Source organism: Streptomyces sp. NPDC048604 (assembly GCF_043199435.1).
GTDB lineage: Bacteria > Actinomycetota > Actinomycetes > Streptomycetales > Streptomycetaceae > Streptomyces.
The window spans coordinates 78,370-99,005 of the sequence record NZ_JBICVX010000002.1 but is presented as its reverse complement, the minus strand read 5'-3'; the positions used below and the strand labels follow the sequence as shown (position 1 = coordinate 99,005).

At 69.1% G+C, this 20,636-nt stretch carries 16 protein-coding genes; 3 read left to right on the top strand and 13 right to left on the bottom strand.

Annotated features, from left to right (window positions below):
• Window positions 1–20: 20 nt before the first annotated feature.
• Window positions 21–215 (bottom strand): hypothetical protein, encoded by a 195-nt coding sequence (locus ACGFMM_RS04235; RefSeq protein WP_393642968.1) that lies wholly within the window; start codon window positions 213–215, stop codon window positions 21–23.
• Between the two features lie 131 nt (window positions 216–346).
• Here ACGFMM_RS04235 and ACGFMM_RS04230 point away from each other — a divergent pair, with 131 nt between their 5' ends.
• A complete protein-coding gene (locus ACGFMM_RS04230) occupies window positions 347–2,497 on the top strand; it encodes a prolyl oligopeptidase family serine peptidase (RefSeq protein WP_393642966.1) in 2,151 nt (716 codons plus the stop codon).
• Window positions 2,498–2,615: 118 nt separating this feature from the next.
• Here the strand turns inward: ACGFMM_RS04230 and ACGFMM_RS04225 are convergent, their stop codons facing one another.
• From ACGFMM_RS04225 to ACGFMM_RS04170, 12 genes are all read right to left on the bottom strand, one after another.
• Window positions 2,616–3,701 carry an ABC transporter ATP-binding protein gene (locus ACGFMM_RS04225; protein ID WP_393642964.1) on the bottom strand — a complete coding sequence of 362 codons (1,086 nt, stop codon included), beginning with the start codon at window positions 3,699–3,701 and terminating at the stop codon, window positions 2,616–2,618.
• The gene (locus tag ACGFMM_RS04220; protein ID WP_393642962.1) at window positions 3,694–4,677 is read right to left on the bottom strand and encodes an ABC transporter ATP-binding protein; all 984 of its coding nucleotides are present in this window, start codon (window positions 4,675–4,677) and stop codon (window positions 3,694–3,696) included. The genes ACGFMM_RS04225 and ACGFMM_RS04220 overlap by 8 nt, the downstream gene beginning before the upstream one ends.
• 6 nt (window positions 4,678–4,683) lie before the next feature.
• Window positions 4,684–5,670: an ABC transporter permease gene (locus ACGFMM_RS04215; RefSeq protein WP_393642961.1), complete on the bottom strand. Its 987-nt coding sequence runs from the start codon at window positions 5,668–5,670 to the stop codon at window positions 4,684–4,686.
• Window positions 5,663–6,586, bottom strand: coding sequence for an ABC transporter permease (locus tag ACGFMM_RS04210; protein WP_393642959.1), 924 nt, complete (start codon window positions 6,584–6,586; stop codon window positions 5,663–5,665). Before ACGFMM_RS04210 ends, ACGFMM_RS04215 begins: the two co-directional genes overlap by 8 nt.
• A 95-nt stretch (window positions 6,587–6,681) precedes the next feature.
• A complete protein-coding gene (locus ACGFMM_RS04205; RefSeq protein ID WP_393642957.1) occupies window positions 6,682–8,313 on the bottom strand; it encodes an ABC transporter substrate-binding protein in 1,632 nt (543 codons plus the stop codon).
• Window positions 8,314–8,464: 151 nt separating this feature from the next.
• Window positions 8,465–9,613, bottom strand: a complete 1,149-nt coding sequence (locus ACGFMM_RS04200) for an ABC transporter ATP-binding protein (protein ID WP_393642955.1) — start codon at window positions 9,611–9,613, stop codon at window positions 8,465–8,467.
• The gene (locus ACGFMM_RS04195; RefSeq protein ID WP_393642953.1) at window positions 9,606–10,664 is read right to left on the bottom strand and encodes an ABC transporter ATP-binding protein; all 1,059 of its coding nucleotides are present in this window, start codon (window positions 10,662–10,664) and stop codon (window positions 9,606–9,608) included. Before ACGFMM_RS04195 ends, ACGFMM_RS04200 begins: the two co-directional genes overlap by 8 nt.
• Before the next feature lie 10 nt (window positions 10,665–10,674).
• Window positions 10,675–11,637, bottom strand: a complete 963-nt coding sequence (locus tag ACGFMM_RS04190; RefSeq protein ID WP_393642952.1) for an ABC transporter permease — start codon at window positions 11,635–11,637, stop codon at window positions 10,675–10,677.
• Window positions 11,630–12,559 (bottom strand): ABC transporter permease, encoded by a 930-nt coding sequence (locus tag ACGFMM_RS04185; protein ID WP_393642950.1) that lies wholly within the window; start codon window positions 12,557–12,559, stop codon window positions 11,630–11,632. The genes ACGFMM_RS04190 and ACGFMM_RS04185 overlap by 8 nt, the downstream gene beginning before the upstream one ends.
• Window positions 12,560–12,691: 132 nt before the next feature.
• On the bottom strand, window positions 12,692–14,308 hold the full coding sequence (locus ACGFMM_RS04180) for an ABC transporter substrate-binding protein (protein WP_393642948.1): 1,617 nt from the start codon (window positions 14,306–14,308) through the stop codon (window positions 12,692–12,694).
• Between the two features lie 428 nt (window positions 14,309–14,736).
• A complete protein-coding gene (gene typA, locus ACGFMM_RS04175) occupies window positions 14,737–16,638 on the bottom strand; it encodes a translational GTPase TypA (RefSeq protein WP_393642946.1) in 1,902 nt (633 codons plus the stop codon).
• A gap of 242 nt (window positions 16,639–16,880) precedes the next feature.
• On the bottom strand, window positions 16,881–19,196 hold the full coding sequence (locus ACGFMM_RS04170; protein WP_393642944.1) for an ABC transporter family substrate-binding protein: 2,316 nt from the start codon (window positions 19,194–19,196) through the stop codon (window positions 16,881–16,883).
• A 247-nt stretch (window positions 19,197–19,443) separates the two neighbouring features.
• Here ACGFMM_RS04170 and ACGFMM_RS04165 point away from each other — a divergent pair, with 247 nt between their 5' ends.
• Complete coding sequence (locus ACGFMM_RS04165) at window positions 19,444–19,668, top strand: hypothetical protein (protein WP_393642943.1); 225 nt, start codon at window positions 19,444–19,446, stop codon at window positions 19,666–19,668.
• Window positions 19,669–19,808: 140 nt separating this feature from the next.
• The gene (locus tag ACGFMM_RS04160) at window positions 19,809–20,636 is read left to right on the top strand and encodes a hypothetical protein (RefSeq protein WP_393642941.1); all 828 of its coding nucleotides are present in this window, start codon (window positions 19,809–19,811) and stop codon (window positions 20,634–20,636) included.

Genomic DNA, 20,636 nt, shown 5'->3' with positions numbered 1-20,636 from the left:
CCACCCTACGAGAGCCCCCTCTAGAACTTGATGCCGCCGATCATGCTGGCCACATTCGTGGTGAAGGTGCTGATCGTCGGCGCGACCGTGGAGCTCGCGAGAAAGAAGCCGAGCAGCATGCAGACCGCCGCGTGTCCTCCCTTGAGACCTGATTTCTTGACCAGGAGGAAGACGACGATCCCCAGCAGCAGCACCACCGAGATCGAGAGTGCCACGGCGGTTCACCTCCACACGTCATCGGAGCCAACGGAACGGTACCCAGTGCGACCTGATCATAACTATGTGTGGCCATGCATCCTTCGGTGTACGGGGGCACAGGGGGCGCACGCACCGCTAGGTTCTGCGCATGACGACGAACGAGCCCCACGCGAATGACGCTGCCGTCCCGCTGTCGTTCCCCCGCCAGTACGCCCGGACTCAGCGGTTCACCCTGGGCGCCCCGCGGGGCTTCACCGTCTCGCCCGACGGCGGGCGGGTGGTGTTCCTGAGATCGACGTCCGGCACGCACCGGGAGCAGCTGCTGTGGGTCCTCGACCTGAGTGCGGGGGCGGCGGTGCGGGAGCGGGTGGCGGCCGATCCGTCCGAGCTGCTCGGCGGGGCCGCGGAGCGGCTGTCGGCCGAGGAGCGGGCGCGGCGGGAGCGGAGCCGGGAGGGTTCGGCGGGGATCGTGTCGTACGCGGTGGACCGGGCCGTGGAGCTGGCGGCGTTCCCGCTGTCGGGCCGGCTGTTCACGGCGGAGCTGCGGGCCGGGACGGCGCGGGAGCTGACGGTGCCGGGGCCGGTGATCGACCCGCGGCCGTCGCCGGACGGCCGGCATGTGGCGTACGTGGCGCGGGGGGCGCTGCGGGTGGTCGGCGCGGAGGGCGAGGGGGACCGGGCGCTCGCGGAGCCGGAGGGGCCGGAGTGCTCGTACGGGCTGGCGGAGTTCGTGGCGGCGGAGGAGATGGGGCGGGCCCGCGGGTTCTGGTGGTCGCCGGAGTCGGACCGGCTGCTGGTGGCGCGGGTCGACGAGTCGCCGGTGGCGCGCTGGTGGATCGCGGATCCGGCGCGGCCGGAGGCGGAGCCGCAGCGGGTGGCGTACCCGGCGGCGGGGACGGCGAACGCGGAGGTGCGGCTGTTCCTGATCGGTCTGGACGGGGACCGGCGGGAGGTGCTGTGGGACCGGGCCCGGTACCCGTATCTGGCGCGGGTGCACTGGTCGGCGGACGGGCCGCCACTGCTGCTCGCCCAGGCCCGTGACCAGCGCCTCCAGGCGTATCTGGCGGTGGACGCGGCGACCGGGGAGACCCGGACGGTGCATGTGGACGAGGACCCTGTGTGGCTGGACCTGCATCCGGGGACGCCCGTGTGGGACCCGCAGGGGCGGCTGGTCCGGATCGCGGACGAGGGCGGCGCGCGGGTGCTCGAGGTCGGTGACCGGGCGCTGACGGGCGGGGCGCTGCAGCTGCGGTCCGTGCTGGACGTGGGGGCGAACGACGTGCTGGTCTCGGCCGCGGCGGGGGCGGAGGCGAAGGATCCGGAGCTGGGCGAGCTCCATGTGTACCGGGTGAACGAACTGGGCGTGGAGCGGGTGTCCGAGGGGCCCGGAATTCACTCTGCCGTGCGCGGCGGCGAGGTGACGGTGCTGTCCTCGGCGCGGGTGGACGCCCCGGGGAGCGTGACGCGGGTGCTGCGGGACGGGCGGGAGCTCGCGGTGATCGCCTCGTACGCGGAGCAGCCGGTGCTCTCCGCCCGCGTCCATCTGGTCGAGGGGGGCGCACGGCGGATTCCGTGCGCCGTCCTGCTCCCCGCCGGCTACCGGGAAGGTGACGGACTACTCCCCGTGCTCATGGACCCGTACGGCGGTCCGCACGGCCAGCGGGTGGTTGCCGCGCACAACGCGCACGTCACCTCGCAGTGGTTCGCGGACCAGGGGTTCGCGGTGGTCGTGGCGGACGGGCGGGGCGCGCCGGGCCGGTCGCCCGAGTGGGAGAAGGAGATCGCCGGGGATCTGACGAAGACCCTGGAGGACCAGGTCGAGGCGCTGCGGGGGCTCGCCGGGACGTTCCCGCTGGATCTGGAGCGGGTGGCGATCCGGGGCTGGTCGTACGGCGGGTATCTGGCGGCGATGGCGGTGCTGCGGCGGCCGGACGTGTTCCACGCGGCGGTCGTCGGCGCGCCGGTGACCGATCTGCGGCTGTACGACACCCACTACACGGAGCGGTACCTGGGCGGGACGCCGCAGGAGCGGCCGGAGGTGTACCGGGCGAACTCGCTGGTGTGGGACGGGGAGCTGACGGAGGCGGAGGGACCGGCCCGGCCGATGATGATCATCCATGGCCTCGCGGACGACAATGTGGTCGTCGCCCACTCCCTGAAGCTGTCCTCCGCGCTGCTCGCCGCCGGGCGGCCCCATGAGGTGCTGCCGCTGTCGGGGGTGACGCACATGACCCCGCAGGAGCAGATCGCGGAGAACCTGCTGCTGCTCCAGGTGGACTTTCTCAAGCGCTCGCTGTGAGCGGCGGCCGGCCGGAGCGACATCGCGCTCCGGCCGGCCTACGGCACCCGCACGGCCGTACGCTCCACAGCGTGGCCGGTCCGTATATCGGAGCCGGGTCGCCGGAGTTGCCGCCGCGTTAAACCGCCTCGCCGCCGCCCGGCTCCTCGGCGCCCGGCTCCTCGCCGCCCGGCTCCTCCTCGGTGGGGACCACGTGCTTCTCCTCCGCGAAGTGGCAGGCCGAGTCGTGCTTGGCCGGACTGTCCGTCAGCCGGAAGACGGCCGGCACCGCCAGCAACGGCACCTCCAGCTCGCAGCGTTCCTGGGCCTTCCAGCAGCGGGTGCGGAAGCGGCAGCCGGAGGGGATGTTCGCCGGGGAGGGCACGTCGCCGGTCAGGATGATCCGCTCGCGGTGCTCGCGGGCCTCCGGGTCGGGGACCGGGACCGCGGAGAGCAGCGCCTGGGTGTAGGGGTGCGTGGGGTGGTCGTAGATCTGGGGGCCGGTGCCGATCTCCACGATCCGGCCCAGGTACATGACCCCGACCCGGTCGGAGATGTGCCGGACGATCGACAGGTCGTGGGCGATGAACACGTACGACAGCCGGAACTCGTCCTGGAGTTTCGCCAGCAGGTTGACCACCTGCGCCTGCACGGAGACGTCGAGCGCGGAGACCGGCTCGTCGGCGACGATGACCTCCGGCTTCAGCGCGAGCCCGCGGGCGATGCCGATGCGCTGGCGCTGGCCTCCGGAGAACTGGTGCGGATAGCGGTTCACGTACTCGGGGTTGAGGCCGACGACGTCGAGCAGCTCCTGCACCTTGCGCCGGCGGTCGCCCTTGGGGGCCACCTCGGGATGGATGTCGAAGGGCTCGCCGATGATGTCGCCGACGGTCATGCGCGGGTTCAGGGAGGTGTACGGGTCCTGGAACACCATCTGGATGTTGCGGCGCACCGCCCGGAGGGCCCGCGGGGAGAGCGTGGTGATGTCCTCGCCCTTGTACAGGATGGACCCGGACGTCGGCCGCTCCAGGTTGACCAGCATCTTCGCCACGGTCGACTTGCCGCAGCCGGACTCGCCGACGATGCCGAGGGTCTCCCCCTCGTGCAGGTCGAAGGAGACCCCGTCGACCGCGCGGACCGCGCCGACCTGCTTCTTGAAGAGGATGCCCCGGGTGAGCGGGTAGTGCTTGTACAGGTCGCGGACCTGAAGAATCGCCTCAGCCATGCAGGCACTCCTTCCAGAAGTGGCAGGCGCTGCTGCGCGGCACGGGCGACTCGGTCACCTCGTACAGCGGCGGCTCGTCGGTCCGGCAGACGTCCTGGGCGAGCGGGCAGCGCGGGTTGAAGGCGCAGCCCGGCGGGATGGCCAGCAGGTTGGGCGGCAGGCCCTTGATCGCGTACAGCTCCTGGCCCTTCTGGTCCAGGCGCGGGATCGATTCCAGCAGGCCCTTGGTGTAGGGGTGAGCGGGCGCCTTGTAGATCTCGTGGACGGGGGCCTGCTCGACGATCCGGCCCGCGTACATGACGGCGATCTTGTCGGCCACGTCGGCGACCACGCCGAGGTCGTGGGTGATGAGGATGAGGCCCATGTTGTACTCGCGCTGGAGCTCGGCCAGCAGCTCCATCACCTGGGCCTGCACGGTGACGTCGAGGGCGGTGGTCGGCTCGTCCGCGATGATCAGCTCGGGCTCCAGGGCCAGCGCCATGGCGATCATGATGCGCTGGCGCATGCCGCCGGAGAACTGGTGCGGGTACTGTCCGACTCGCTCCTTGGCGGCGGGGATGCGGACCCGGTCCATCAGCTCAACGGCCTGGGTGCGGGCGTCCTTGCGGGACATCCCGCGGTGCACGCGGAACATCTCGCCGAGCTGGTCGCCCACGGTGAGGACCGGGTTGAGCGAGGAGAGCGCGTCCTGGAAGATCATCGCCATCTTCGCGCCGCGGATCTTCCGCCGCTCGTCCTCCTTGAGGGTGAGCAGGTTCTGCCCCTGGAAGACGATCTCGCCGCCGGCGATCTTCCCGGGCGGGACGTCGAGGATGCCCATGATGGCCTGGGCGGTGACGGACTTGCCGGAGCCCGACTCGCCGAGCACGGCGAGCGTCTCGCCGGCGTCCACCGAGTAGTTCACGCCGTTGACGGCCTTGGCCACGCCGTCGCGGGTGTGGAACTCCACGTGCAGGTCGCGCACTTCGAGCAGCATGGGCGGCTACCTCAGCTTCGGGTCGAGGGCGTCGCGCACCGCGTCGCCGAGCATGATGAACGCGAGCACGGTGATCGCCAGCGCGCCGGCCGGCCAGAGCAGCATGTGCGGGGCGTTGCGGATGTACTGCGAGGCCGAGGAGATGTCGATGCCCCAGGAGACCGACGGCGGCTTCAGCCCGACGCCCAGGTACGACAGGGTCGCCTCCAGGGAGATGTACGTGCCGAGCGCGATGGTGGCGACGACGATCACCGGGGCGACGGCGTTGGGCGTGATGTGCCGCAGCAGCATCCGCGAGTTGGACGCGCCGAGCGCCCGGGCGGCCTGCACGTAGTCGTTCTGCTTGGCGGTGATGACCGAGCCGCGGGCGATCCGGGAGATCTGCGGCCAGCCCAGCAGCACCATGAAGCCGATGACCGGCCAGACGGTGTTGCTGGTGACCACGGACAGCAGCACCAGACCGCCGAGGACGACCGGGATGGCGAAGAAGACGTCGGTGAGCCGGGAGAGCACCGAGTCCCAGCCGCCGCCGAAGAAGCCGGCGAGCCCGCCGAGGACGCCGCCGAGGATCGCCACGCCGAGGGTGGCGAGCACGCCGACGGCGACGGAGGTGCGCGCGCCGTAGACGGTACGGGTGTAGACGTCGCAGCCCTGGCCGTTGAAGCCGAAGGGGTGGCCCGGCTGGGAGCCCTCCTGGGCCTTGGAGAGGTCGCAGTCGAGGGGGTCGCCGGAGGCGATCAGGGACGGCCAGATCGAGATGATCACGAGGAAGAGGATGATCAGCCCGGAGATGATGAAGACCGGGTTGCGGCGCAGGTCCCGCCAGGCGTCGGACCACAGCGAGCGGGGCTTCTTGTCCGGGCCGCCGTCCCCGGAGTCGCCCAGGGCCTTCTCCAGACTCTCGCCCTCGTCCATCGCGAAATCGGTCGCACCGCCGGCGCCGGTGTGGTCGATCGCGCGGCCGTCGTCGAACGGCTCGGGCTGCTCAGGCATAGCGGATCCTCGGGTCGAGTACGGCGTACAGGAGGTCGACGAGCAGGTTGGCCAGCAGGAACACCAGCACCAGCACGGTCACGAACCCGACGACGGTCTGCGTGCTCTGGCGGACGATGCCCTGGTAGAGCTGGTAGCCGACGCCGTGGATGTTGAAGATCCGCTCGGTGACGATCGCCCCGCCCATCAGCGCGCCGATGTCCGCGCCGATGAAGGTGACCACCGGGATCAGGCTGTTGCGCAGCAGGTGCTTGGTGATCACCCGGCGGCGCGGCAGGCCCTTGGCGACGGCGGTGCGGACGTAGTCGGCGCGCTTGTTCTCGGCGATGGAGGTACGGGTGAGCCGGGTGACGTACGCCAGCGAGACGGAGGCGAGGACCAGGCCGGGCACGATCAGCTCGTCCAGCGGGGCCTCGGAGGAGACCGCCGGGGAGATCCAGCCCCACTTCACGCCGAGCAGCAGCTGGATCAGCAGACCGGTGACGAAGGTCGGCACGGACAGCACGATCAGGGTGAGCAGCAGTACGCCGGTGTCGACGGGGTGGCCGCGGCGCAGGCCGGTGATCACGCCGAGGGTGATGCCGATGACGATCTCGAAGAAGATCGCGACGAGGGTGAGCCGGATGGTGACCGGGAACGCCTGGGCCATCAGCTCGGTCACCGGCTGACCGTTGAAGGCCGTACCGAAGTCGCCGGTGAAGACGTTGCCCATGTAGGTCAGGTATTGCTGCCAGACCGGCTTGTCGAGGCCGAACTCCTTGCGCAGCTGGGCGGCGGTCGCCGGGTCGCAGGCCCGGTCGCCGCACAGGCCGGCGATGGGGTCGCCCATCACGTTCACCATCAGGAAGATCAGCAGCGTGGCGCCGAAGAAGACCGGGATCATCTGCAGCAGACGCCGGATCACATAACGACCCATGAGGGGCTCCGGGGGTGGGGTGCGGGGAAGACACCCGGCCCGGCGCGGGAGTGCCGTCGCCGGGCCGGGTGCGGCCGACCTGCGTCAGCAGCCGGTCAGTTGACCTTGATCTGTTCGTAGACGGGCACGCTGAACGGGTTCAGCGTCACGCCGGAGACGCGGTCCGAGTAGCCGGCGCTGCCGTTCTGGTACCAGAGCGGGATCGCGCCCATGTCGTCCCGCAGCACTTCCTCGGCCTGCTGGAAGGTCTCGACGGCCTTGGCGGTGTCGGTCTCGGCGTTGGCCTGGTCGACCAGCTTGTCGAACTCCGGGTCGGTGTACTTGCCGTCGTTGGACGAGGCGCCGGTGTAGTACAGCGGCTGGAGGAAGTTCTGGATCAGCGGGTAGTCCATCTGCCAGCCGGCCCGGAACGGCCCCGGCATCTTGGACTCGGTGATCTGGTTGCGGAAGTCTGCGAAGGTGCCGATGGGGTTGCCGACGCAGGCCTTGGTGTCGCCGAGGGCCCGGTTGATGGAGTTGCAGACCGCGTCCACCCACTCCTTGTGGGAGCCGGTGTCGGCGTTGTACGAGATCTTCATCGTGCCGCCGGGGATGCCGCCGCCCTCGGCGACCAGCTTCTTCGCCTCGGCGGCGTTGTACTCGCAGGCGTCGCCGCAGAGCGTCTTGCTGAAGCCGCCGGCCTCGCCGAGCACCGGGGAGGTCCAGTCGGTGGCCGGGGTGCGGGTGTTCTGGAAGATCGTCTCGGTGATCTGCTCGCGGTCGATCGCCATGGACAGGCCCGTGCGGAGCTTCTCCTGGCCCGGCTTGTTCCAGGCCGGGTCGTAGAACGGGAAGGCGAGGGTCTGGATGATGCCGGCGGGCTGGTTGATGTACCGGTCGCCGAGGTCGGCCTGGACGTTCTTCAGCTGGGAGGCGGGCACGTCGTCGACGAGGTCGAGGTTGCCGGCCACCAGGTCGGTGTAGGCGGTGTTGTTGTCGGTGTACACCTTGAGGGTGACCCCGCCGTTCTGCGCCTTGTCCGTGCCCGGGTACCCGTCCCACTTCACCAGCTCCATCTGGGAGCCCTTGGTGTACGACTGGATGGTGTACGGGCCGTTGCCGATCGGCTTGGCGACCCAGGCGTCGTGGTCGGTGAAGAAGGCCTGCGGCAGGGGCGAGAAGGCCGCGTAGCCGAGGGTGTCCGGCCAGGTGGAGAACTTCTGGGTGAGCTTGACCGTGAAGGTCTTGTCGTCGACGACCTTGAGGCCGGACATCGTCTGGGCCTTGGGCTCGCCGGACTCGGGGTGGACCTGGTCGTACCCCTCGATCTGGCCGAAGAAGAACGCGTTGCGCTGGTTGTTCTTCAGGTTGGCGCCGTAGTTCCAGGCGTCCACGAAGGACTTGGCGGTGACCTGCTCGCCGTTGGAGAAGGTCCAGCCGTCCTTCACGGTGATGGTGAAGTTGGTCGAGTCGGTGGTCTCGATGTTCTCCGCGAGCAAGTTGTTGGCCGCGCCGGTCTTCGGGTCGTACTGCTTGAGCCCGCGGAAGATCATGGACAGCACCTTGCCGCCCTGCACCTCGTTGGTGTTGGACGGCTCCAGCGGGTTCTGCGGGTCGCCCCAGGAGGAGCTCACGATCCCTTCGGCGCCACCACCGCCTCCACCGTCGTCCCCTCCGCCGCAGCCGGTCGCCGCCAGGGCGACGACCGTGGCCACTGCGGCCCACTTGGTGTGGGTGGCTCCGCGCATGGAGTGCCTCCTGAGTGTCCTGATGCTCACGTAGGCCCCAATATCACCCCATAAAGGACGCCATGCACGTTCACCGCGCCCGGACGCGGGAGGGCCCCGGCACCCACTCGGGTGCCGGGGCCCTCAAGCCGCCTGCGGTGTCGTACGCGGATCAGCCCGCGTGCACGACGTCCTTCTCCTCGGCGAAGTGGCACGCCGACTCGTGCGCGGCCGGGGTGTCCGCACCCTGGTAGCGCTCCGGAACCGCGAGGAGCGGGATCTCGGTGGAGCACTTGTCCTGCGCCTTCCAGCAACGGGTGCGGAAGCGGCAGCCCGACGGCGGGTTGGCCGGCGAGGGGACGTCACCCGTGAGGATGATCCGCTCGCGGTGCTCGCGGGCGTCCGGGTCCGGGACCGGGACCGCCGACAGCAGCGCCTGGGTGTAGGGGTGCGTCGGGTGGTCGTAGATCTGCTGGTCCGTGCCGATCTCGGCCATCTTGCCGAGGTACATCACGCCGACCCGGTCCGAGATGTGCCGGACGATCGACAGGTCGTGCGCGATGAAGACATAGGACAGGTTGAACTCGTCCTGCAGCTTCTCCATCAGGTTGATGACCTGCGCCTGGACCGACACGTCCAGGGCGGAGACCGGCTCGTCGCAGATGATGATCTCCGGGTTGAGCGCCAGGCCGCGGGCGATGCCGATGCGCTGGCGCTGACCGCCGGAGAACTGGTGCGGGTACCGGTTGATGTACTCCGGGTTCAGACCGACGACGTCGAGCAGCTCCTGCACCTTGCGGCGCCGGTCGCCCTTCGGGGCCACCTCGGGGTGGATGTCGAAGGTCTCGCCGATGATGTCGCCGACCGTCATACGCGGGTTCAGCGAGGTGTACGGGTCCTGGAACACCATCTGGATGTTGCGGCGGACGGCCTTCAGCGCGCGGCCGGACAGCTTGGTGATGTCCTGGCCCTTGTAGAAGACCTCGCCCGCGGTCGCCTTCTCCAGGCTCATCAGGAGCTTGGCGACGGTGGACTTGCCACAGCCGGACTCGCCCACGATGCCCAGGGTCTCGCCCTGGTACAGGTCGAAGGAGATCCCGTCGACGGCCTTGACCGCGCCGACCTGCTTCTTGAAGAGGATGCCCTGGGTCAGCGGGAAGTGCTTGACCAGGTTGCGCACCTGGAGGATCGGCTCCCCGCGCCCGACCGGCGCCTCGATGGCGGCTACGGCCTCCGCCTCGCTGGCGGCGTCCACCTCCGCCACCTCGGTGACGTTCGGGGTCGCGTCCACGGCCTCATCGTTCTTGCTGAGCTCAGCCATGGATCGTCTCCTTCCAGAAGTGGCACGCGCTTCCGCGGCCGGGCAGCTCGGCGCCGTCCTGCTCGGTCACCGGGTGCAGTGCCGGGATCTCCGTACGGCAGATGTCGTCGGCCTTCGGGCAGCGCGGGTTGAACGCACAGCCGCTCGGGATGCGCGTCAGGTTGGGCGGCAGACCCTTGATCGCGTACAGCTCCTGGCCCTTCTGGTCCAGGCGCGGGATCGAGTCGAGCAGACCACGGGTGTACGGGTGCGCGGGGCGCTTGTACAGCTCGTGCACGGGCGCCTGCTCGACGATCCGGCCGGCGTACATGACCGCGATCTTGTCCGCGACGTCGGCGACCACGCCGAGGTCGTGGGTGATCAGGATCAGACCCATGTTGTATTCCTGCTGGAGCTCCGCGAGGAGGTCCATGACCTGGGCCTGCACGGTCACGTCGAGCGCGGTGGTCGGCTCGTCCGCGATGATCAGGTCCGGCTCCAGGGCCAGCGCCATGGCGATCATGATGCGCTGGCGCATACCGCCGGAGAACTGGTGGGGGTAGTCCGAGACCCGGGCCGCGGCGGCCGGGATCTTGACCTTGTCCATCAGCTCGATGGCCTTGGCCTTGGCGTCCTTCTTGGAGAGCCCCTGGTGCACCCGGAACATCTCGCCGAGCTGGTAGCCGACGGAGAGCACCGGGTTGAGGGAGGACAGCGCGTCCTGGAAGATCATCGCGATCTTCCGGCCACGGATCCGGCGGCGCTCCTCGCCCGACATCTTGAGCATGTCCTCGCCGCGGAAGAGGATCTCCCCCTTGGGGATCCGGCCGGGCGGCATGTCGAGGATGCCCATGATGGCCTGCGCCGTCACGGACTTGCCGGAGCCCGACTCGCCGAGCACCGCGAGGGTCTCGCCGGCCTTGACCGAGTAGTTCACACCGTTGACGGCCTTGGCCACGCCGTCGCGGGTGTGGAACTCCACGTGCAGATCACGGACTTCGAGGAGCAGCTCGTCGCCGTCGGAGGCGTCGCGCGGCGCGGGTACGGCCGCGGTCCTGTCGATGATGGTCATTACGCCTCCCTCAGCGCAGCTTGGGGTCGAGGGCGTTGCGCACCGCATCGCCGAACATGAGGAACGAGAGCACCGTGATCGAGACCATCACCGAGGGGATGATCAGGACGTACGGGGCGTTCCGGATCTGCTGGAAGCCGTCGGAGACGTCGATGCCCCACGAGACCGTCGGCTCGGCGAGACCGATGCCGAGGAAGGACAGCGTGGCCTCGGCGCCGATGTAGCCGCCGAGCGCGATCGTCGCGACGACGATCACCGGCGCGAGGGCGTTCGGCAGGATGTGCTTCAGCAGGATCCGCGAGGTGGAGGCGCCGAGCGCGCGCGCCGCCACCACGTAGTCGGCCTGCTTCACGGTGATCACCGCGCCGCGGGCGACACGGGCGATCTGGGTCCAGCCGAGGAAGGCCAGGGCGAGGATCACGACCCAGACCTCGCGCTTCTCGAAGCTGGTCAGGATGACCATCGCGCCGAGCAGGAACGGCACACCGAAGAAGATGTCGGTGACCCGGGACAGCACGCTGTCGATGATGCCGCCGTAGTAGCCGGCCAGCATGCCCAGCGCGCCGCCGACGATGGTGACCAGGATGGTCACCGTGACGCCGACGGTGATCGACGCCCGGGCGCCGTGGATGACGCGGGCGTAGATGGAGCGGCCCTGGATGTCGTAGCCGAACCAGTCCGCGGCGAAGACGTGGCTCCAGTTGGGCTTCTGCAGGTAGTGGTTCACCAGGTCGCCGTCACGCGGCGAGGCGTCGGTGAACAGCGTGGGCGCGACGGCCATCGCGACCAGCATCAGGATCAACACCGACGAGACGAGGAACAGCGGGTTGCGCCGCAGGTCGTGCCAGGCGTCGGACCAGAGGCTGCGGGGCTTCGCCGGCGCGGGACCGGCCTCGGCCACCCGGACGGCGTCGGACGCTGCCGCGGTCGTGACCACGGAGCCCTCCGCGGTCTCTGCGATCTTCTCAGGCATAACGGATCCTCGGGTCCAGAACCGCGTAAAGCAGGTCGACGAGCAGGCTGGCGATGAGGTAGATGAGCACGATCAGCGTGACGACGCCGACCACGGTCGAGCCCTCACGGTGCTTCAGCGCATCGAAGATGAGGCTGCCGACGCCCTTGATGTTGAAGATGCCCTCGGTGACGACGGCGCCGGCCATGAGCGTGCCGAGGTCGGTGCCGAGGTAGGTGACGACCGGGATCATCGAGTTGCGCAGCAGGTGCACGCTGACGATCCGGCGGCGCGGCAGACCCTTGGCGACGGCCGTGCGGATGTAGTCGGCGCGCAGGTTCTCGGCGATCGAGGTGCGCGTCAGCCTGGCCACGTACGCGAGGGACAGCGCGGCCAGCACCGAGGCGGGCAACAGCAGTTCGCTCAGGTTCTCGTCGAGCGAGACGTTCGGCTCGACGATGCCGAGCTCGAACGCGAAGAAGTACTGGGACATCCGGCCCAGGACGAACGAGGGGACCGAGATCAGCAGCAGCGTGAGGATCAGCAGTCCGCGGTCGCGCAGCGTGTCGGGCTTCAGACCCGCGATCACGCCGAGCGAGATGCCGGCGACGACCGTGAAGGTGAACGCGAAGAGCGTCAGCTGGATGGTGACCGGGTACGCCTCCGAGATGACTTCGGCGATGGGTCGACCGCTGGCGATCTGCGTTCCGAAGTCACCCTGGAGCAGGTTCCCCAGATAGATCGCGTACTGCATCAAGAGCGGCTTGTCGAGCCCGAGTTCGCTTCTCAGCGCTGCGATCTGCGCCGGGTCCACGTTCTGTTCGCCTGCCAGCGCGCGCACGGGGTCGCCGGGCAGCACGTACATCATCGAGAAGATCAGCAGGGTTGACCCGATGAACACCGGGATCATCTGGAGCAGTCGTCGTGCGACGTAGCGCCCCATGGGTGCCTCCGTGAGGGGTGAACGACGGTCAGGGGGCCGTCCGTGCCGGACGGCCCCCTGACCTCCGCCGCCGTCGGAGTTCCGACGACGGCGGGTTGACGGCCGAGTGGGGGGTTGAGGCCCGCAGGCTGGTTACTTGACGGTGACGCCGGTCAGCTCGAAGTCACCGTGGAAGTCGACCTGGACGTTGTCGACGCCCTTACCGTGGCCGCCGTTGATGCGGTAGTACCAGAGCGGGATGGCCGGCATCTTCTCGAGAATCTTCTTCTCGACCGCCTGGTAGGCCTTGACCGACTCGTCGAGGGAGGAGGCCTTGTCGCCGACCGCCATCAGAGCGTCGATCTCCGGGTCGTTGAAACGACCGTTGTTGCTCTCCGCCTTGGAGTGGTAGAGCTCCTTCAGGAAGTTGACGTTGACCGGGTAGTCGGCAACCCAACCACCGCGGTACATCGACTTGACCTGGTTGTTGTCGCGCGCCTCGAGGTCCGTCGGGAAGTCGGGCTTCGGGTCGCCGACGCAGTCGACACCGGTGGCCTTGCGGATGGACTCGCAGACCGCGGTCACCCACTCCTTGTGGCCACCGTCGGTGTTGTACTGCAGGAAGATCTTGTTGTCCGGGACGCCGCCGCCCTCGGTGACAAGCTGCTTCGCCTTCGTCGGGTTGTACGTGAAGACGTCCGTGCCCAGGTCCTGGTTGCCCTTGACCGACGGCGGGGTGAAGCTCTTCGCCGGGGTACGGGTGTTGTTCAGGACGGTCTTGGTGATCGTGTCACGGTCGATCGCCATGGACAGACCCTGGATGACCTTGGGGTCGATGTCCTTGAACGTCTTGCTGTAGAACGCCGGGACGAGCGACTGGATGGCCGCGTACGACTGCTCGATGGCGCCGTTGCCCAGGTCCTGCTTGTACTTCGGCAGGTCCGTCGGGCCGACCTGGCGGATCATGTCCAGGTTGCCGGACAGGACGTCCTGGTACGCCGCCTCGACGGTGGCGTAGTTCTTGAACTGGATGCCCTTGTTCTTGGCCTTGTTCGGACCCTTGTAGTCGTCGTAGGCCGCGACCTGGATGAGCTTCTTGTGGGTCCAGGACTCGAACTTGTACGGGCCGTTGCCGATCGGCTTCTGGCCGAACGCCTTCGGGTTGTCGTAGAAGACCTTCGGGAGCGGCGCGAACGTCGCGTAGCCCAGCTTGTAGTTGAAGTACGGGACCTTGTCGGTCAGCGTGATCGTGAAGGTGGTGTCGTCCACGACCTTCAGACCCGACATCTTGTCGGCCTTCGCAGCGCCCTTCTCCGGGTGCACGTCGGCGTAGCCGGCGATGTCGGAGAACCAGAAGGCGTTCTGCTGGTTGTTCTTGACGTTGGCGTACCAGTTCCAGGCGTCCACGTAGGACTGCGCGGTGACGGCCTCGCCGTTGTGGAACTTCCAGCCCGACTTCAGCTTGACGGTCCACACCTTGGAGTCCGTGGTCGAGACCGACTCGGCGTTGGTGTAGACGATCTCGCCCTTGGCGTCGAAGTCCAGCAGCTGGGTGAAGACCGACTGGATGACGTAGGAGCCGAGGCTCTCGTTCGTGTCGGCCGGGATCAGCGGCTTCTGCGGCTCGCCGACGTCGATCGAGACATAGCCCTCAGGCTTGCCCGACGCGTTCTTCTTGTCCTTGTCACCACTGCCACCGCCACAGGCCGTGGCCGCCAGAGCGACGACGATCGCACCCGCTACCCACTTGGCGCTCTTGGCACCGCGCATGGGTTCCTCCTCATGAGTCCACTTGTCACTACAAGAGGGGTACTCCGAGTTCGCCGACACCCCTGACGGCGATCACTCCTGTACCCCGAGTGTGCTCGTGAGTCGGCACTCCCCACAGTGCGTGACCCATTGACCCGAGCTCAATGGAGCCAACTATTAAGTACGTCAGGGCTGTAAACCACACTTAAGTGGTCTCGTTTTGACAACATCAGGAAGGCCCATGAGACCGAAATCCGGACAAAGCGAGCACAGACAGACACCCCCGAAACGGACCGTTAACACACGTTCCGGAGAGCTACGACCGATATCCGGACGCCGGGTGGGCGTAATGGATTTGACGAAGGGCCCGGTTCCCCGCCTTGTTCGCGGGAAACCGGGCCCTTAGGTGATACACCGTCACAAGACGGTGACCTGCGTCACATTGAGGCTCAGCCGTTCTTGGCGCGGGAGGCCGCGCGGGCGCGCTCGCGCTGGTCCAGGTTCACCTTGCGGATGCGGACGGCCTCCGGGGTGACCTCGACGCACTCGTCGTCGCGGCAGAACTCCAGGGACTGCTCCAGGGAGAGCTTGCGCGGCGGGACGATCGCCTCGAACGAGTCGGCCGACGAGGACCGCATGTTCGTGAGCTTCTTCTCCTTGGTGATGTTCACGTCCATGTCGTCGGAGCGAGAGTTCTCGCCGACGATCATGCCCTCGTACACCTCGGTGCCGGGGTCGGTGAACAGCACGCCGCGCTCCTGCAGGTTGGTCATCGCGAAGGCGGTGACCGCGCCGGCGCGGTCGGCGACCAGCGAACCGTTGTTGCGGGTCTGCAGCGGGCCGAACCACGGCTCGTGGCCCTCGTGGATCGAGTGCGCGATGCCGGTGCCGCGGGTCTGCGTCAGGAACTCCGTACGGAAGCCGATCAGGCCGCGGGACGGGACGACGAACTCCATGCGGACCCAGCCGGAGCCGTGGTTCGACATGTTGTCCATACGGCCCTTGCGGACGCCCATGAGCTGCGTGACGGCGCCCATGTGCTCCTCGGGCACGTCGACCGTCATGCGCTCGACCGGCTCGTGCACCTTGCCGTCGATCTCCTGCGTGACGACCTGCGGCTTGCCGATGGTCAGCTCGAAGCCCTCGCGGCGCATCTGCTCGACCAGGATGGCGAGCGCGAGCTCACCACGGCCCTGGACCTCCCAGGCGTCCGGACGCTCGGTCTCCAGGACGCGCAGCGAGACGTTGCCGACCAGCTCGCGCTCCAGGCGGTCCTTCACCTGGCGGGCGGTGACCTTGCGGTCCTTGATCGCGGACTTGGCGTCCGCGCCCTTGCCGGTGCCACCGCGGCCGACGAGCGGCGAGGTGTTCGTGCCGATGGTCATGGAGATGGCCGGCTGGTCCACCGTGATCAGCGGCAGCGCGACCGGGTTCTCCGGGTCGGCCAGCGTCTCGCCGATCATGATGTCCGGGATACCGGCGACGGCGCAGATGTCACCGGGGCCGGCGACCTCGGCCGGCTTGCGGGTGAGCGCCTCGGTCATCATCAGCTCGGTGATGCGGACGTTCTGCATGGAGCCGTCGCGCTTGATCCAGGCGACCGTCTGGCCCTTGCGCAGCTCGCCCTGCTCGACGCGGAGCAGCGCGATACGGCCGAGGAAGTTGTCGGCGTCGAGGTTGGTGACGTGGGCCTGGAGCGGCGCGTCCTCCTCGAACGTCGGAGCCGGGACGTGCTCCAGGATGGTGGAGAAGAAGGGCTCCAGGCTGGTGGAGTCCGCCGGGACGGTGCCGTCCTCCGGCTTGGTCAGCGAGGCGATGCCGTCACGGCCGCACGCGTAGACGATCGGGAACTCGATCTGGTCCTCGTCGGCGTCCAGATCGAGGAAGAGGTCGTACGTCTCGTTGACGACCTCGTCGATGCGGGAGTCCGGGCGGTCCGTCTTGTTGATGCACAGGATGACCGGCATCCGGGCCTGCAGGGCCTTGCGGAGCACGAAGCGGGTCTGCGGCAGCGGACCCTCGGAGGCGTCCACCAGGAGGACGACGGCGTCCACCATCGACAGACCGCGCTCGACCTCGCCACCGAAGTCGGCGTGGCCGGGGGTGTCGATGATGTTGATCGTGATCGGGGCCCCGCCGTCCTTGGGGTGGTACTTCACCGCCGTGTTCTTGGCGAGGATCGTGATGCCCTTCTCACGCTCCAGGTCGTTCGAGTCCATCATCCGGTCGTCGAGCTGCTGGTGGGCGGCGAAGGCGCCGGCCTGCTTGAGCATGGCGTCGACGATGGTCGTCTTGCCGTGGTCGACGTGGGCGACGATGGCGACATTGCGGATGTCATGGCGCGTGGGCATGAGTGGCTTGCGCTTCTCTCGGATCGTGGGTCAGGCGTCTCAGAGAGTCTCTTGTCCTCGTACGCCCGCCGGGCGGGGACGCGCCACGGCTCCTCCCATGGTACGGGAGGAGCCAAGGGGGGCCATTCGTAGGTCGTGCCATGTGGGGGTGAGCCCGGGTCAAGGGCAATCGTGATGCTGCCCGCCGGACGGGCCGGCGGGCAAGGGACTTGAGCCGATTCTGAGCTTGCGAAAGGGCGCGGTCAGTTCTGCTGCTGCTGTGCGCCCTTCCCGGAGCCGGCCTTCTTCCAGCCGATGTCCTGGTAGCGGGGGGCGGCGAAGCCGAAGGCCCCGGCGTTCGCCAGGTCGTGACGGGCGGCGACCAGCTGGGGGCGCTGGTAGAGCGGAATCGATCCGGCAGCGGCCCAGATCCGGGCGTCGGCCTGCCGGACCAGCTCGCGGGCCTGCTTCTCGTCCAGCTCCGCGACCGCCTGATCGAACAGTTGATCGATACGGTCGGTGCCGACCCGGGAGTAGTTCTGCTCCACCAGCAGCGAGCCGTCCGAGGCCGGCTGCGGCTTGGCGAAGATCGGCCGGGCGTCGGTGGCCGGGAAGGCGGAGGCGGGCCAGGAGTACAGGGCCAGGTCGTACTCGCCCGCGGCCACGTGGTCCTTGAAGAAGCTCTCGTCCGGGACCTTGGTGATCTCGGTGCGGATGCCGATCCGGTCGAGCATCTGGGCGATCCGGTCGCCGACCTGGCGCAGCGCGTCCGAGCCCGGCCCGGAGGGGAGCACGAAGCGGAGCGAGAGCGCCTTGCCGTCCTTGCCGAGCGGGCCGCCGGCCGCCGGTCCGTCCACCGCGGCGGGGGCCGCGGTGCCGCGCGGGGCGTACGCGCCGGCCACGGCGTCCTGGCCGCCGGTGAGCGCCCCGGCCGAGCCGAGCCGGGGGGCGTCCCCAGCTGCGGGGGCGCGGCCGCCGGGCAGGACCGTGCCGGGCGGGACCTCGCCGGGCTTGTCGTCGCCGACGATGTACAGGCCCTCGTCGGAGGCCGCGTCGCCGCTGTTCTTGCCGGAGGTCTTCTTCTCGGCGGTCCCGCCGGTCTTGCCGGTGGTCTTGTCAGCTGTCTTGTCGGTGACCTTCTTCTCCGCCGACTCCGCGCCCGCCTTCGTCCCGGCGGGCTTGGTGTTCGCGCCGCCCGGTACCCAGCCGGCGTCCGCGAGCAGCGCCCGCGCCTCCTGGGCGTCCTGCTTGCCGAGCGCGTCGCTGCTGTCGGCGTACGCGGCCTGCCCGGCCAGGGCGAGGTGGCTGCCGGGCGGCTCGGCGGGCAGACCGAGCGGGGCCAGCACGGTCTTGGCCAGTTCCCGGCGGTCCAGGGCGCGGGCCACGGCCCGGCGCACCCGCTCGTCGGCCAGCGGCCCGGACTCGCCGTTCAGCGAGAGCTGGGTGTAGGCGGGTTCCAGGGACTTGCGGATCCGGTAGTGCTTGAGCGCGCTCTGCTCGGCCGCGTACACGGCGACGGCCTGCTGGTTCTGCTTCCGCGCCGCCTGCACGACCTCGGCCTGCTCCTTGTCGGAGCCGTGGGCCAGCGCCCAGGACTTCAGGGCCGCGGAGGGGGTGATCTGCGCGCCGGGGCCGTGGGTGAGCGGCTTGCCGTGGGCGCCCTCGTCCCGTACGGCGAGCGCGACCCGGTCCGCGGTGGAGCGGTCGACGTCGGCCAGGTCGACGGTGCCCTTGGTGAGGGCCGCGGCCCGCTCGGCGCGCGGCACGGCGGTCAGGACCAGGGTGTCCAGCTTGGCCGCCCGGCCCCACCAGCGCGGGTCGCGGTCGAGGGTGACCGTGCCCGCCTTCTTGTCGACGGCCTTGATCCGGAACGGGCCGGCGGTCGCCTTGAGCGCGGTGCGCGCGCCCTCGTTGAAGGCGGCCGGGGAGCCCATCACCTCCTTCGGGTAGAGGGGGGTGAAGAGGGACTGCCAGTCGGCGTAGGGCTTGCCGAAGGTGACCCGCACCTCCAGGTCGTTCTTGCCCTTCTCGATCTTCTCGATGCGCTCGTACCCGGCGTTGCGGGCGGTCCAGTACGCGGTGTCCCGGCCGTTCAGCGCCCGCCACTGGGCCACGAAGTCCGCCGCCCCGATCTCCCGGCCGTCGCTCCACACGGCCTGCTGGTTGAGCTTGTAGAGGACGACCTGCTTGGGCTCGCGCTCCACGATCTGCGCGGACTCGAGGTAGTCCGGGTTGAGCACCGGGCGGCCGCGCGTGTCGAGCGTGTACAGCGCGGGCAGCACGGCGCCGGCGACCCGCGAGGTCGCGGCGTCGGCGTCCGCCTGGAAGGCGTTGAGCGTGGTGGGCATCGCGTCCACGGCCCAGCGGACGGTGCCGCCGTCGGCGACCTGGTCGCGGCCGGCCGGCGCCACGTCCTGGGCGGCGAGCGGACGTCCGCCGTCCTCGTCGCCGGTGCTGCATCCGGTGAGGAGGGAGACGGCGAGCACGCCGCCGGAGACCAGTGCGACGGAGCGGAGGGTGCGGAAGCGGGGGCTCCGGGAGCCTGTCCTCCCACGAAGAGCGGCGCCGACCTGGGACATGGCTTGTACCTCTTCGTCCTGTTTGGTGGAATTTGGAGATGATCACACCTATTGCCCATACACTGAAAAGGACGGAACGGGCCCGAGGACGGCGACACGGCGGGCCGGCCGCCAACCCCACCCGTGCGGCGCAACCGCCGCCGCTCCGGATGAGTGGAATCCCGGCACACGGCTTCCGATCAAGGATGTGACGCGCAACACTCAGGCGGGTGTATGCCACCCGCGATCGCGGAAGTGAGGGCAACCCATGTCCCTGCAGGACGAGCTGAACGCCGTACGCCGCAGCCTGGACGAGCTCAACCGCAAGGTCCAGGAACTGGAGAAGCGGTCCGGAGCGAAGAGTCCGGCGCGCGGCTCCGGCACGGCGGACACGTCGGGCCTGGTGTCCATCCCGGACACGCCGTACGACGAGAAGCTGTGGACGGACTCCGACGACGAGGGCCTCGGCGCCCGCGACCGCCACGCGCCCTGACGGCTCCCGGCCGCACGTCCTGGCACGTCCTTCTCACGTCCCGGCACGTCCCTGGCACGTCCTTACGGCCAGGCACGTGCCGGCACGTCCTCGTACGTCCCGGCACGCCTTCGAGCACGGCGGATCCCTAGGAGACCTCCTTGGCCACCGGCACCGAACCACCCCACCTCGCGCCGGGCCGCGGTGTCCACGACGCCTCACGCGCCGCCATCGCCGCCCGGCACCTCCGTACCGACCGCTGGTGGCTCGCACCCGCCGTCACCGCGGCCGGACTGCTCGCCTTCGTCGCGTACTCGACCTGGCGGGCCTTCGCGAACGCCGACTACTACGCGGCCCCCTACGTCTCGCCGTTCTACTCGCCCTGTCTGGCGGAGAACTGCGTGCCCATGAAGGACGGGCCCAACTGGGAGATCTTCGGCAGCTGGTGGGGCCTGTCGCCCGCCCTGCTGATCCTGATCTTCCCGCTCGGCTTCCGGCTGACCTGCTACTACTACCGCAAGGCGTACTACCGGGGCTTCTGGGCCTCTCCCCCGGCCTGCGCGGTCGCCGAGCCGCACCGCTCGTACTCCGGCGAGACCCGCTTCCCGCTGATCCTGCAGAACGCCCACCGGTACTTCTTCTACACCGCGCTGCCGGTCGCCGGGATCCTCACGTACGACACCGTGCTCGCCTTCCGCGACGAGACGTACGCCTGGGGCCACGCCGGCCTCGGCACCGTCGTCTTCCTCGTCAACATCGTGCTGATCTGGGCGTACACGCTGTCCTGCCACTCCTGCCGGCACATCGTCGGCGGACGGCTGAAGAACTTCTCGAAGCATCCCGTGCGGTACCGGCTGTGGACCTGGGTAGGGAAGCTCAACGCCCGCCACATGCAGCTCGCCTGGGCCTCGCTGCTCAGCGTCGCCCTCGCCGACCTGTACGTGTACCTGCTCGCCACCGGCGCCTTCGACGACCCGAGGATCTTCTGA